This is a genomic window from Streptomyces sp. A1136 (assembly GCF_004795055.1).
GTDB lineage: Bacteria > Actinomycetota > Actinomycetes > Streptomycetales > Streptomycetaceae > Streptomyces.
Map to the genome: position 1 here is coordinate 50733 of NZ_SSBJ01000002.1, position 12878 is coordinate 63610.

Sequence of the window (12878 nt, forward strand, 5' to 3'; positions counted from 1 at the left end):
GCCGCGCCGCCGCGTCATAGGCTGGCCGGGTGGAGCAGCCCCAGCATTCCCCCCTGTCCCCCGGCCGGTCCCTGGACCCGCTCGCGCGGGAACTCGCCGCCCTGCCGCCGTCCCTCGGGCCGGTCCGGTTGATCGGTGTCGACGGGCACGCCGGGTCGGGCAAGAGCACCTTCGCGGGCCGGCTCGCCGAGTCGCTGGGCGGCGCCCCCGTACTGCGGCTGGACGACGTGGCCACGCACGAGGAGCTCTTCGACTGGTTCGGACGGCTGCGCGCGCAGGTCTTGGAGCCGCTCGCGGCCGGTCGGCCCGCGCACTGGGCCCCGTACGACTGGGTGGGCCGCCGGTTCGGCCCCCAGCGGGTGTTGGAGCCGGCTCCGCTGCTGATCGTCGAGGGCGTCGGGGCGGGCAGGCGGGCGCTGCGTCCGTGGCTGGCGCGGCTGCTGTGGATGGAGACGCCCCGCGAGCGGTCCTGGGGGCGCGGGCGGAACCGGGACGGGCGTGAACTTTCCGCTTTTTGGGACGAATGGGAGCGCGCGGAGGTCGCGCACTTCTCGGACGACCCTTCGCGCCCCTTCGCCGACGTGCTGGTACGCCAGAGCGGTACGGGATACGAGTGGACTTCCGGGGCTCCCGCGACGGCAGCAACCCCGTCTTCCGTCACTGAAAGTCACGGGCTCCCCCGGGCCTGAGCGCCGGCCCCGCCGACCCGCTCCGGGGCTTCCCCGAGCCGCTTGACCGCGCCCCCGCGACGGCCTTACGTTCTGAATGCGCGGTCTGCGAGGACCGCGGCAGACGCGGAGCCCCCGATTGTTCCCCCGTGATCGGGGGCTTCGTTCTGCCCGGACGCGGGCCTCGGAAGGCCGGCGGGCGCCGCGCCACCTCCCCGTCCTTCACCGAGAGTCACGACGGCGGCCGGGGAGAGGCTCCCGAACCGCGACCGCCGCGCCCTGGGTAAGGAGCGTCACCGCAGGTACGATGCAGCCCTGATTTCATCGGCATGGTGGACAACTCACGGGATCGTCGCGCGGGTTGCCGCGCACCACGGGGGCAGGCTTGTGGGGGATGTGATGGACTTCGGCATGCCGGGCAGCACCCACGCCCCGGCCGAACTCGCCTGGCTGCGCGGCGTCGACGCCTGCACCATGGGCGCCTACCCGCAGGCGGAGGAGGAGTTCCGCACGGCGGTCCGGCTCGATCCGACGATGGCCGACGCCTGGCTGGGCCTGCACGCCCTCCGGGTGGACACCTCCAACGCGTTGTTGCGCATGTACGCGCACCGGGACCGCTTCGGCGAACAGCGTGCCCGGCACCGCAGGACGCTCAACTCCTGGTACTGGCTGGGCTGGTGGGTGCAGCCGGTCCTGGAGAGCCGACGGGACCTGCTGCTGGCCCACGCCTCGCACTGGCTGGACGGACGGCACGTGCCCGAGCTGGACCAGGCCCTCGCCGCGCTGCCCCCGGTCGACACCGATCCACAGGTCCGCTTCCTGCACGCCTGCCGGGCCTACCTGGTCAAGGACTGGGACCAGTTGGCGCGGCACACGGAACCGCTGGTGGACGATCCGCAACTGGGGATCGAGGCACGCCTGTTCGGCGGTATGGCCCGGGTCCGGCTGGAGATGTACGGGCAGGCGGAGCCGATGCTGGCGGCGGCGCTGATGCGATGTCGCAGCGAACAGCCGCAGCGCAAGGAGTTGCGGTACTGGCTGGCACGGGCCCATGAGGGGACGGGCCGCAGCGCCGCCGCGCTGCCGTTGTACCGGGCGGTGCACCGGGTGGACCCGGCGTTCATGGACACCGCGGCCCGCCTGACGGCGATCGCGGACAGCAGCGACCCGGACGACATGGCCGGCTACGCGGGCTACGGGCGCTCCGGCGAGGGATTCGCCGGGCACGGACCGGCCCCCGCCGGCGGGGACCTGGCGGCGGTGGCGCTCGGCGGCGGGGGCGGCGGTCCCGCGCAGGACGTCGCCCCGGACGGGCAGGCGGAGTCGGACCCGCTGCTCGCCGACCCGTCGGAGCCCCGCTTCGGGCCTGGGGACCAGGGCCGCACGGACACGGGCCGAGCCGACGGCATGCGCCACAGGACGGCGTTACCGGCGCAGGGAGCGCCCGCCGGGCTGCCCCCGGGGCCCGCCGATCCCCGGGCGCTGGCCCAGGCGCTCGCGGAGCTGGAGCGGATGGTGGGGCTGGAGCCCGTCAAGCGCCAGGTGAAGGCCCTCTCGGCCCAGCTGCACATGGCCAGGCTGCGCGCCGGCCAGGGTCTGCCGGTGCAGCCGCCCAAGCGGCACTTCGTCTTCTCCGGGCCCTCCGGCACGGGCAAGACGACGGTGGCCCGGATTCTGGGCCGGGTCTTCTACGCACTCGGGCTACTGGGCGGCGACCACCTCGTCGAGGCCCAACGGGCGGATCTCGTGGGCGAGTTCCTCGGCCAGACCGCCGTGAAGGCGAACGAGCTGATCGACTCGGCGATCGGCGGGGTGTTGTTCGTGGACGAGGCGTACAGCCTGTCCAACTCCGGATACAGCAAGGGCGACGCGTACGGCGACGAGGCGTTACAGGTGTTGCTCAAGCGCGCCGAGGACAACCGGGACCACCTCGTGGTCATCCTGGCGGGCTATCCGGCCGGGATGGACCGGCTGCTGAACACCAACCCGGGGCTGTCCTCGCGTTTCACCACCCGGGTGGACTTCCCCAGTTACCGGCCCACCGAGCTGACCGCGATCGGCGAGGTGTTGGCGGAGGGCAACGGCGACCGCTGGGACGAGGAGGCGCTGGAGGAGCTGCGCAGCATCAGCGGACACGTGGTCGGGCAGGGCTGGATCGACGAGTTGGGCAACGGCCGGTTCCTGCGCACGCTGTACGAGAAGAGCTGCGCCTACCGGGACCTGCGCCTGGCCGGCTTCGCCGGTGATCCCTCCCGGGAGGACCTGTCGACGCTTCGGCTGTCGGACCTGATGCAGGCGTACGGGGAGGTCCTCTCGGGCCGCGGCCCCCAAGAACGCCCGGAGGCGCCGCCGTTGTAGCGGCGCGCCGACACCTACCGCCGGGTCGAGGCGTTCGAGGACAGTGGATAGCCTGCCTTCATGGATGGGGTCGGGGAGGCCGAGGGCGTCGGCGCGGATCGTGACGGTCGGGACTGGGGTGCCACGCGCTCCTGGGTGGAGAAGGGGCTGTCCGAGGCCGAGCGCATCGACGAGGTGGTGCGGCTGCGCGGCGGGTGGACCTCGCGGATGCGCCGCCTGGACGTCAGCGGTCCGCAGGGCCGGCGCTCCCTCGTCCTGCGGTCCTTCGTCAAACCCTTCTACCTTCGGCACGCGGAGGGCCTGCTGACCCGTGAGGCGACCGTCCTGCGCCTGCTCGCCGGCACCGACGTGCCCGCGGCCGCGCTCGTGGCCGTGGACGCGACCGCGCGGCATTGCGACCACCCCTCCTTGCTGATGTCCCTGCTCCCGGGGACGGTGCGCCTGGACGACGAGGGGGCCGACGGCCGCGCCGACCTGCTGGCCCGCCAACTGGTGCGCGTCCACCGGCAGCCGGTGCCGCCGTCGCGACGGCCCCGCACCTATCAGCCCTGGACCTCGCCGGAGCGGGTGCGGCCGCCGGCCGCCACCGGGCGGCCCCAGCTCTGGCGGCGGGCCGTCGACGTCATCCGCCACGACCCCCCGCCGTACCGGGGTCACTTCCTGCACCGGGACTTCCATCCCGGGAACGTCCTCTTCACCGGCACCGGCGACGATCTTCGGATCAGTGGTGTCGTCGACTGGGTGGAGACCTCCTGGGGACCCGCCGACCTCGACGTGGCGCACTGCTCGACGGCCCTCGCCCTGCTGCACGGGGTCCCGGCCGGCATGCGCTTCGCCGACCGCTACGTCGCCGCGGGAGGGACCCTCGACGAGGAGCCCACCGCCCATCTCCACTGGCGGCTGCTGGACGCGCTGGCCTTCGCCCCGGACGCGGAGAAGGTCGCCGTCCCCTGGCGGGAGCTGGGCCGCGTGGACCTGACGACCGAGGCCCTGACCCGACGGCTGGAGGACTACCTCCAGGCCCTCTTCGACCGCTACGCGTGACCGGCCGGCCCCCGAACCGGCGGGCGCCTGGTTCGGGGGCCGGGTTCGGGAGCCGGGGGGCGGGTCAGCGGACCAGCGCGTCTTCCGGGACGGGGGCGCGGCGGGCCGGTGGGGTGGTGCGGTGGGCGGGGTCGCGGACCTCGCCCACCAGCATCTCCAGGACGTCCTCCATGGCGACCAGGCCCAACACCCGGCCGGCCGCGTCCGCGACCTGCGCCAGGTGGGTGGCGTCGCGGCGCATGACCGTCAGGGCGTCGTCCAGCGGGAGCGTGGAGGACAGCGTCGTCATCCGGCGCCAGACCCGCTGGGGTACGGCCCGCTCCCGGTCCTCCAGGTCCAGCACGTCCTTGACGTGCAGGTAGCCCATGAAGGCGCCGTTGCCGGAGCGGACCGGGAAGCGGGAGTAGCCGGTGCGCACCGTCAGCTGTTCGATCTGCCGCGGCGTGACGTCGGGGCCGACGGTGACGAGCCGGTCCCGGTCGAGGAGGACGTCGGTGACGGGGCGGGTGCCCAGTTCCAGGGCGTCCTCCAGCCGCTCCTGCTCGACCGGCTCCAGGAGCCCGGCCTGCCGGGAGTCCTTGAGGAGCCGCCCGAGCTGGGCGCTGGTGTACACGGCTTCGACCTCGTCCTTGGGCTCCACCTTGAAGAGCCGCAGGATGAAGGCGGCGCAGGCGCCGAGCGCCGTGGTCACGGGCCCGCACAGGCGCGCGAAGGCGACCAGGCCGGGGCTGAACCACAAGGCGGTCTTCTCGGGCGCGGCCATGGCGAGGTTCTTGGGGACCATCTCGCCGATGACCAGGTGGAGGAAGACCACGGCGGCGAGCGCGACCGCGTAGCCGAGCGGGTGGACCAGTCCCTCGGGGACGTGGACGGCGTGGAAGACGGGCTCCAGCAGCCGGGCCACGGTGGGTTCGGCGACCGCGCCGAGGGTCAGCGAGCACAGGGTGATGCCGAACTGCGCGGCGGCCATCATCCGGGGCAGGTTCTCCAGGCCGTGCAGCACCTGGCGGGCCCGCTTGGAGCCGGCCGCGAGGGGCTCGATCTGGCTGCGGCGTACGGAGACGAGGGCGAACTCGGCGCCGACGAAGAAACCGTTGGCCAGTACGAGCAGCAGGGCGAAGAGCAGTTGCAGCGCGTTCACCGGCCCACCGCCTCCAGTTCCGCGGGAGCCGTGAGCGGGGCGGTGCGGACGAGTCGCACGCGTTCGGCCCGGTAGCGGCGCACCTGGCGGACGGAGAGCTTCCAGCCGGGCAGTTCCGCGCGGTCCCCGGGGGCGGGGATGCGGCCGAGCAGGTCGGCGACGAGGCCGGCGACGGTCTCGTACGGGCCTTCGGGTACCTCCAGGCCTATCCGGCGCAGGGTGTGCACACGGCAGCTGCCGTCGGCCTCCCAGGATGGGCGGCCGTCCTCGGCGGCCACGGCGGCCAGCTCGGGGCTGTCGTCCTCCTTGAGGTCGTGTTCGTCGCGGACCTCGCCGACGAGTTCTTCCACGATGTCCTCCAGGGTGACGACACCGGCGGTGCCGCCGTACTCGTCGACGACGACGGCCATCGGCTGTTCGCTGCGCAGCCGCTCCAGCAGCGGCTGCACCGGCAGGGAGCCGGGCACCAGCAGGGGGGCGACGCAGATGCGCGACACGGTCGTGCGGGCGCGCTCCGCCTCCGGTACGGCGAGGGCGTCCTTGAGGTGCACGACGCCGGTGATCTCGTCGATGCGCTCGCGGTAGACGGGGAAGCGGGACAGGCCGGTGGCCCGGGTCAGGTTGAGCACGTCGGCCGCGGTGGCCGTGTGCTGGAGGGCGCTGACCTTCACCCGGGGCGTCATGACGTGCTGGGCCGTCAGGTCGCCGAGGGACAGGGTCCGTACGAAGAGGTCGGCGGTGTCCTGCTCCAGGGCGCCGGCCTGCGCCGAATGGCGGACCAGGGAGACCAGCTCGCCGGGGGTGCGGGCCGAGGCCATCTCCTCGGCCGGCTCCACGCCGAGCGCCCGCACGAGACGGTTCGCCACGGCGTTGAGGGCCGCGATGACCGGCCGGAAGGCACGGGAGAAGGTCTGCTGCGGTCCGGCCACGAACCGGGCCACCTGGAGCGGCCTGGAGACGGCCCAGTTCTTCGGGACGAGCTCGCCGACGACCATCTGGACGGCGGAGGCGAGCAGCATGCCGATGACGACGGCGACGCCGGACACGGCCTCGCGCGGCAGGCCGGTCGCGCCGAGCGGCCCGGACAGCAGGGCAGCGAGGGCCGGTTCGGCGAGCATGCCGACGACGAGCGAGGTGATCGTGATGCCCAGCTGGGTGCCGGAGAGCTGGAACGACAGCTCGCGCAGGGCATCGACGACCGTGCGGGCACGGCGGTCACCGTCGGCCGCGGCGCGTTCGGCGTCGGGCCGTTCCACGGTGACGAGGCCGAACTCGGCCGCCACGAAGAAACCGTTGGCGAGGATCAGGGCGAACGCCGCCACGAGAAGGAGTAGCGGGATGGTCATGCCGCCGCCTCCGGGGGGAGGGCGGCGCGGGTACTACCGGACGATCCGTCCATTGCTGGAGGGAGTCACTCCTCAAGTCGCAGTTGCCCACGGGCCACAGGGTCCCGGGGCCGGTGGGAGGGCGCACGGCTGCGCCCCGCCACCAGGGTAGTCATTGGGATCGCCGCCGCAATGGGACGCAGCGGGGAACCCGGGGCTCAGTGGTCCTTCACACCGGTTCCCCGGGTTTCGGCGAGGGCGCGCAGGGTCCGCGCGTCGTCGATGGCACGGGCCTTGGCGATGCCGGGCTGGATGCCCAGGACCGGGAGGCTGGAGCCGTCGCTGAGGTCGAGGAAGACCCAGGGGTCGCCCGGACGGAGGTTCACCCGGAGGATCTGCGCCCATTCCAGGCGGCGGGTCCGGGTGAGGTTGACGACGGTGACCCCCGCCTCGTCCGCCACCACCTTGGGGCGGCTGAGCAGGACGAGGACGGAGCTGAGCAGGACCGCGGTCAGGACGAAGCTGATCCGCTCGCCGGGGTGCAGGTCCAGGAGCAGGGCGATCGCCGTGATGGTGACGAAGATCGCGAGACCGGCGCCCAGCAGGACGGCCCGGGTGCGGGTCGGCCGGAAGGTGACCGGCAGGGTGGGCGGTGCGGGCTGGGCGGCGGCGTCGGCCATGGTGTGCGCTCGGTTCTGCGAGGTGCCGGAGGGGACGGGGATCAGAGGCGGCAGGCGTGGATCGACGTGGTGAGGATCGCGCGCGCGCCGAGCTCGTACAGGTCGTCCATGATCCGCTGGGCTTCCTTGGCGGGAACCATGGCGCGGACCGCGACCCAGCCCTCGTTGTGCAGCGGGGAGACGGTCGGCGACTCCAGGCCCGGGGTGAGGGCGACCGCGCGCTCCAGGTGCTCGGCGCGGCAGTCGTAGTCCATCATCACGTAGCTGCGGGCCACCAGGACGCCCTGGAGGCGGCGCAGGAACTGCTGGGCCTGCGGGTCCTCCGGGTCGGTGCCGTTGCCGCGGATGACAACGGCCTCGGAGGTGAGGATCGGCTCCCCGATGACCTCCAGGCCGGCGTTGCGCAGGCTGGTGCCGGTCTCCACGACGTCCGCGATGATCTGGGCGACGCCGAGCTGGATGGCGGTCTCGACCGCCCCGTCGAGGTGGACGACGGAGGCGTCGATGCCCTTCTCGGCGAGGTGCTTGGCGACGATTCCCTCGTAAGAGGTCGCGATCGTCATCCCGGTGAAGTCCTCGGGGCCCTTCGCGGTGCCGGGAAGGGTGGCGTAGCGGAAGGTGGACCGGCCGAAGTTCAGCGGCAGGATCTCCTCGGCGCTGGCGCCGGAGTCGAGCAGCAGGTCCCGGCCGGTGATGCCGATGTCGAGCTTGCCGGAGGACACGTAGATCGCGATGTCCTTCGGGCGGAGGTAGAAGAACTCGACCCCGTTCTCGGGGTCGACGACCACGAGCTCCTTGGACTCCTTGCGCATCCGGTAGCCCGCCTCATGGAGCATCGCCGACGCCGGTCCGGAGAGTGAACCCTTGTTGGGGACGGCGATGCGCAGCATGGGGCTTCCTTGGGGGCGTAGGTACGGGAGAGCTGGTGAGGGCGGGGACCCGCGGGGAGGGGCTGCGGCCTAGAGGTGCGCGTAGACGTCGTCGAGGGAGATCCCGCGCGCCACCATCATCACCTGGACGTGGTAGAGCAGCTGGGAGATCTCCTCGGCGGTGGCTTCCTTGCCCTCGTACTCGGCGGCCATCCAGACCTCGGCGGCCTCCTCGACGACCTTCTTGCCGATGGCATGGACGCCCTTGCCGACGAGCTCGGCGGTACGGGAGGAGCCGGGGTCGCCGTTGGCGGCCTTGAGCTGGAGCTCGGTGAAGAGCTCTTCGAAGCTCTTGGTGGGTTTGTTCGCCATGATGGTCCTCAGAATAAGGGGTCCCCCGCTGCCACTCAGCGCCAGGGTTCGCTGACGGTCCGCAGGGTCATGGCGGTGGCGACGGCGGCGGTGACCGCTTCGTGCCCCTTGTCCTCGTTCGACCCCTCAAGTCCGGCGCGGTCGAGCGCCTGTTCGTCGTTGTCGCAGGTCAGGACGCCGAAGCCGACGGGGACTCCGGTGTCGATCGACACCTGTACCAGGCCTTGGGTGACGCCCTGGCAGACGTAGTCGAAGTGCGGGGTGCCGCCACGGATGACCACACCGAGCGCGACGATGGCATCGTAACCGCGACCGGCCAGTACCTTCGCCACGACCGGCAGCTCGAAGCTGCCGGGAACGCGCAGCAGGGTGGGCTCGTCGATGCCCAGCTCGTGCAGGGCCCGCAGGGCGCCGTCGACCAGGCCGTCCATGACCTTCTCGTGCCACTGGGCCGCGATGACGGCGACCCGCAGGTCGCCACAGTTCTTCACGCTCAGTTCGGGTGCGCCCTTGCCGCTCACAGCTCTGCTCCTCGTGGTCGATCGCGATAGTCGGTGGGTGTGGGGTGGTGCGGGGGTGTTACTGGTTGCCGCAGGCGGAGGTGGTCACGGGTCCGTCCAGCCAGGGCAGGTCGTGACCCATCCGGTCCCGCTTGGTGCGCAGGTACCGCAGGTTGTGCTCGCCGGCCTCGATCGGCATCGACTCCCGGCCGGCGACCGCGATGCCGTGGCCGACGAGCGCGTCCGCCTTGTCGGGGTTGTTGGTGAGCAGGCGCACGCTGCGGACGCCGAGGTCGGCGAGGATCTGCGCGCCGGCCCCGTAGTCGCGGGCGTCGGCGGGCAGGCCCAACTCCAGGTTGGCGTCCAGGGTGTCGCGGCCGCGTTCTTGGAGTTCGTAGGCCCGCAGCTTGGACAGCAGCCCGATGCCGCGGCCCTCGTGACCACGCAGGTAGACGACCACGCCGCGGCCCTCCTCCTGGATGCGGGCCATGGAGGCGTGCAACTGCGGGCCGCAGTCGCACCGCTGGGACTGGAAGATGTCGCCGGTCAGGCACTCGGAGTGCATGCGAACGAGGATGTCGTCCCCGCCGCCGACCTCTCCGTGGACGAGGGCGACGTGCTCGACGCCGTCGACGGTGGAGCGGTAGCCGTAGGCCGTGAACGCGCCGAAGGCGGTCGGCAGGTTGACCTCGGCCTCGCGGCGCACGGTCGGCTCGGCGGAGCGGCGGTAGGCGATCAGATCCTCTATGGAGATGATCGTCAGACCGTGCTTGCGGGCGAAGGGGACCAGCTCCGGCAGCCGCAGCATGACGCCGTCCTCGCCGGCGATCTCCACGATGGCGCCGGCCGGCCGCAGGCCCGCGAGGCGGGCGAGGTCGACGGCCGCCTCGGTGTGGCCGTCGCGGACCAGGACACCGCCCGGCTTGGCGCGCAGCGGGAAGATGTGGCCGGGCCGGACGAAGTCCGAGGGCTCGCAGGTTCCGGCGGCCAGGAGCCGCAGGGTGGTGGCGCGGTCGGCGGCGGAGATGCCGGTGGTGACGCCGTGGGCGGCGCTCGCGTCGACGGAGACGGTGAAGGCCGTCTTCATCGACTCGGTGTTGTGCTGGACCATCTGGGGGAGTTCGAGCCGGTCCAGCTCGGGGCCCTCCATGGGGGCGCAGATCAGGCCGCGGCACTCGCTCATCATGAACGCGATGATCTCGGGGGTGGCCTTCTCCGCCGCGATCACGAGGTCCCCCTCGTTCTCGCGGCTCTCGTCGTCCACGACGACGACCGGACGGCCTGCCACGATGTCCCGGACGGCCTGCTCGACGGGGTCGAGGCGGAAGCTCTCCCCCAGGGCGTCTTCGGGCATGTCCGGCACGGGCTTGAGGGGGGTCATGCCGTTGCTCCTTCGAGGGCCGGGGCGGTGGTGGCGCGCGAGCGCTGGTACCAGTCGTACGCGCCCCACAGGACGAGCGCGAAGTAGACGACGTAGACGAGGCCGGAGAAGGCCAGGCCGTTGGTGAAGGCGAGCGGGACGCCGACGAGGTCGACGAGGAGCCAGGCGAACCAGAACTCGACCAGGCCGCGGGCCTGGGCGACCATCGCGAAGATGGTGCCGACGAAGATGTACGCGTCGGCCCAGGGGCTCCACGACAGGTTCGGGAACAGGGTGAACAGGCCGCCCACGGCGAGGGTGCCGAGGGCCGCTCCGGCCAGGAGCAGGCCGCGCTCGCGCCAACTCGCCGTGCGGACGGCGATGGAGCCGTCCTGGGCCTGCTGCCTGCCGCGCTGCCAGGCGCGCCAGCCCCATACGGCAACGCCGATGACGAGGAGCTGCTTGCCGACGCCGCCGGCGAGGTGGGCGGAGGCGTAGGCGGCGATCAGGATCAGGCCGGACAGGAGCTGGGCGGGCCAGGTCCATATGGAGCGGCGCCAGCCGAGCGCGAGGGCGGCCAGGCCCATCAGGTTGCCGATCATGTCGGACCAGATGACCTTCTGGCCGACGATCTCGAAGGCCTGGGCGTTGAGCCAGGTCAGGGCGGTCACTGGTCGTCTCCTTCGGTGCGCAGCGGGTTCACGCCGGCGGCCAGCAGCCGCTCCACGTACTTCGCGAGGACGTCGACCTCCAGGTTGACCGGGTCGCCGGGCTGCTTGAGGCCGAGGGTGGTCAGGGCGAGGGTGGTCGGGATGAGGCTGATCGTGAACCAGTCGGCGGCGGCCTCCACCACGGTGAGGCTGACGCCGTCGACGGTGATGGAGCCCTTCTCGACCACGTAGCGGGACAGGTGCGCCGGGAGGGCGACCTTGACGATCTCCCAGTGCTCGGAGGGGGTACGGGAGAGGATCTCGCCCGTGCCGTCCACGTGCCCCTGGACCAGGTGGCCGCCGAGGCGCCCGCCGAGTGCCATCGGGCGTTCCAGGTTGACCCGCGAGCCCTCGGCCAGGGCGCCGAGGGAGGAGCGGTTCAGGGTCTCCTGCATGACATCGGCGGTGAACTCGCCGTCCGCGGTCTCCACGACGGTCAGACAGACGCCGTTGACGGCGATGGAGTCGCCGTGCTTCGCGCCCTCGGTGACGAGGGGGCCGCGCAGGCGGAAGCGCGAGGCTTCGGCGAGCTGCTCGACGGCGGTGACCTCGCCCAGTTCTTCGACGATTCCGGTGAACACTCAGTGCTCCTTGGGGGCGGTGGTGGGGACGGCGGCGGTGGGGACCGTCGCGCGGGGGACGGCGGTGACGCGCAGGTCGGTGCCGACGCGGACGGCCTCGGTGATGTCGAGGCGCACGGCGTGGACGATGGTGGTGACGCCCGCGTCGGAGAGGGCCGCGGGGCCCGCGCCGAGCAGGGCCGGGGCGAGGTAGCCGACGACCCGGTCGACGGCCCCGGCTTCGAGGAAGGCGCCCGCCAGGGTGGGGCCGCCTTCGAGGAACAGGGAGCGCACGCCGCGGGCGTGCAGGGCGGTGAGGAGTTCGGGGACCGAGACGCGGCCGTCGTACAGGGGCAGCCGGAGCAGGTCGACGCCGGGCAGGTGGCGGGTGTCGGCGCCCTCGGCGACGACGAGCAGTGTCGGGGCCGCGTCGTCGAGGACGCGGGCCCCCGGGAGCAGTGAGGCGTGCGTGTCGAGGGCCACGCGCAGGGGCTGGGTGGCGCCTTCGATGCCGCGTACGGCGAGGTGCGGGTCGTCGGCGCGCAGGGTGCCGCCGCCGACCAGGACGGCGTCGGCCTCGGCGCGCAGCCGGTGGACGTCGGCGCGGGACTCCGGGCAGGTGATCCAGCGGCTGCTGCCGTCGGCGGCGGCGCTGCGGCCGTCGAGGGTCGCGGCGTACTTCCAGGTGACGTGGGGGCGGCCCAGGCGTACGGAGGTCAGCCAGGCGGTGTTGCCCGCCTCGGCCTCGTCCCGCAGGAAGCCGCCCTCGACCTCGACACCGGCCGCGCGCAGGGTGGCGGCGCCGCCGCCGGCCTGCGGGGTGGGGTCGGGGACGGCGTAGACGACCCGGGTGACACCGGCGTCGATGAGAGCCTGCGCGCAGGGACCGGTGCGTCCGGTGTGGTTGCAGGGTTCGAGGGTGACGTAGGCGGTCCCGCCACGGGCGGCGGCGCCGGCCGCGCGCAGGGCGTGGACCTCGGCGTGCGGACCGCCGGCGCGCTGGTGCCAGCCCTCCCCCACGACCGTCCCGGCGGCGTCGGTGATGACGCAGCCGACGACGGGGTTGGGGCTGGTGGAACCGAGTCCGCGGGCCGCGAGCGCGATCGCCCGGCGCATGGCGGCGGCACCCGTCTCGGGTGCGGTCTGCGCGGCGTCTGTCGCCACCGGGTCCTCCTGCCTCATCGGGCACGGACTCCGGGGCCTGTCGGGATACGACAGATGAAGCGGGAAGCACACGCGGGGACGCCGAGCCGGAAAAACCGGTCCTCTCGGCGACATCCCGTGGGATGTG

General features: G+C 72.8%; 13 protein-coding genes. 3 read left to right on the top strand and 10 right to left on the bottom strand.

Annotated elements, in window-relative coordinates; genetic code table 11:
• The first annotated feature begins 71 nt into the window (after positions 1-71).
• From E6R62_RS02105 to E6R62_RS02115, 3 genes are all read left to right on the top strand, one after another.
• On the top strand, positions 72-689 hold the full coding sequence (locus tag E6R62_RS02105) for a uridine kinase (RefSeq protein ID WP_136211146.1): 618 nt from the start codon (positions 72-74) through the stop codon (positions 687-689).
• A gap of 378 nt (positions 690-1067) precedes the next feature.
• Complete coding sequence (locus E6R62_RS02110) at positions 1068-3026, top strand: AAA family ATPase (protein ID WP_136210754.1); 1959 nt, start codon at positions 1068-1070, stop codon at positions 3024-3026.
• 60 nt (positions 3027-3086) lie between these two features.
• Positions 3087-4070 carry a phosphotransferase family protein gene (locus tag E6R62_RS02115; protein ID WP_136210756.1) on the top strand — a complete coding sequence of 328 codons (984 nt, stop codon included), beginning with the start codon at positions 3087-3089 and terminating at the stop codon, positions 4068-4070.
• A gap of 64 nt (positions 4071-4134) precedes the next feature.
• Here E6R62_RS02115 and E6R62_RS02120 read toward each other — a convergent pair whose 3' ends face one another.
• The 10 genes from E6R62_RS02120 to ribD all read right to left on the bottom strand — a co-directional run bounded on the left by E6R62_RS02120 (position 4135) and on the right by ribD (position 12769).
• Entirely contained in the window at positions 4135-5211 is a 1077-nt protein-coding gene (locus E6R62_RS02120) for a hemolysin family protein (RefSeq protein ID WP_136210758.1), read from the bottom strand.
• Positions 5208-6557, bottom strand: a complete 1350-nt coding sequence (locus E6R62_RS02125) for a hemolysin family protein (protein ID WP_136210759.1) — start codon at positions 6555-6557, stop codon at positions 5208-5210. Before E6R62_RS02125 ends, E6R62_RS02120 begins: the two co-directional genes overlap by 4 nt.
• A 197-nt stretch (positions 6558-6754) precedes the next feature.
• Positions 6755-7216: a PH domain-containing protein gene (locus E6R62_RS02130; protein WP_136210761.1), complete on the bottom strand. Its 462-nt coding sequence runs from the start codon at positions 7214-7216 to the stop codon at positions 6755-6757.
• A gap of 41 nt (positions 7217-7257) precedes the next feature.
• Positions 7258-8106, bottom strand: a complete 849-nt coding sequence (hisG, locus tag E6R62_RS02135) for an ATP phosphoribosyltransferase (RefSeq protein WP_136210763.1) — start codon at positions 8104-8106, stop codon at positions 7258-7260.
• Positions 8107-8175: 69 nt separating this feature from the next.
• On the bottom strand, positions 8176-8457 hold the full coding sequence (locus tag E6R62_RS02140) for a phosphoribosyl-ATP diphosphatase (RefSeq protein ID WP_136210765.1): 282 nt from the start codon (positions 8455-8457) through the stop codon (positions 8176-8178).
• A 35-nt stretch (positions 8458-8492) separates the two neighbouring features.
• Entirely contained in the window at positions 8493-8978 is a 486-nt protein-coding gene (ribH, locus tag E6R62_RS02145; protein WP_030775419.1) for a 6,7-dimethyl-8-ribityllumazine synthase, read from the bottom strand.
• A gap of 58 nt (positions 8979-9036) precedes the next feature.
• Positions 9037-10338 carry a bifunctional 3,4-dihydroxy-2-butanone-4-phosphate synthase/GTP cyclohydrolase II gene (locus E6R62_RS02150; protein WP_136210767.1) on the bottom strand — a complete coding sequence of 434 codons (1302 nt, stop codon included), beginning with the start codon at positions 10336-10338 and terminating at the stop codon, positions 9037-9039.
• Positions 10335-10988, bottom strand: a complete 654-nt coding sequence (locus E6R62_RS02155; protein WP_136210769.1) for a nicotinamide mononucleotide transporter family protein — start codon at positions 10986-10988, stop codon at positions 10335-10337. Before E6R62_RS02155 ends, E6R62_RS02150 begins: the two co-directional genes overlap by 4 nt.
• Positions 10985-11608 (bottom strand): riboflavin synthase, encoded by a 624-nt coding sequence (locus E6R62_RS02160; RefSeq protein WP_136210771.1) that lies wholly within the window; start codon positions 11606-11608, stop codon positions 10985-10987. Before E6R62_RS02160 ends, E6R62_RS02155 begins: the two co-directional genes overlap by 4 nt.
• A complete protein-coding gene (gene ribD, locus E6R62_RS02165; protein WP_136210773.1) occupies positions 11609-12769 on the bottom strand; it encodes a bifunctional diaminohydroxyphosphoribosylaminopyrimidine deaminase/5-amino-6-(5-phosphoribosylamino)uracil reductase RibD in 1161 nt (386 codons plus the stop codon).
• Between the last annotated feature and the right edge of the window lie 109 nt (positions 12770-12878).

Bases quoted from the DNA above. Each gene is read 5' to 3' on its own strand.
- E6R62_RS02110 (WP_136210754.1), top strand. From the start codon at position 1,068: ATGGACTTCGGCATGCCGGGCAGCACCCACGCCCCGGCCGAACTCGCC.
- E6R62_RS02115 (WP_136210756.1), top strand. From the start codon at position 3,087: ATGGATGGGGTCGGGGAGGCCGAGGGCGTCGGCGCGGATCGTGACGGT.
- E6R62_RS02125 (WP_136210759.1), bottom strand. From the start codon at position 6,557: ATGACCATCCCGCTACTCCTTCTCGTGGCGGCGTTCGCCCTGATCCTC.
- E6R62_RS02130 (WP_136210761.1), bottom strand. From the start codon at position 7,216: ATGGCCGACGCCGCCGCCCAGCCCGCACCGCCCACCCTGCCGGTCACC.
- hisG (WP_136210763.1), bottom strand. From the start codon at position 8,106: ATGCTGCGCATCGCCGTCCCCAACAAGGGTTCACTCTCCGGACCGGCG.
- E6R62_RS02140 (WP_136210765.1), bottom strand. From the start codon at position 8,457: ATGGCGAACAAACCCACCAAGAGCTTCGAAGAGCTCTTCACCGAGCTC.
- E6R62_RS02150 (WP_136210767.1), bottom strand. From the start codon at position 10,338: ATGACCCCCCTCAAGCCCGTGCCGGACATGCCCGAAGACGCCCTGGGG.
- ribD (WP_136210773.1), bottom strand. From the start codon at position 12,769: ATGAGGCAGGAGGACCCGGTGGCGACAGACGCCGCGCAGACCGCACCC.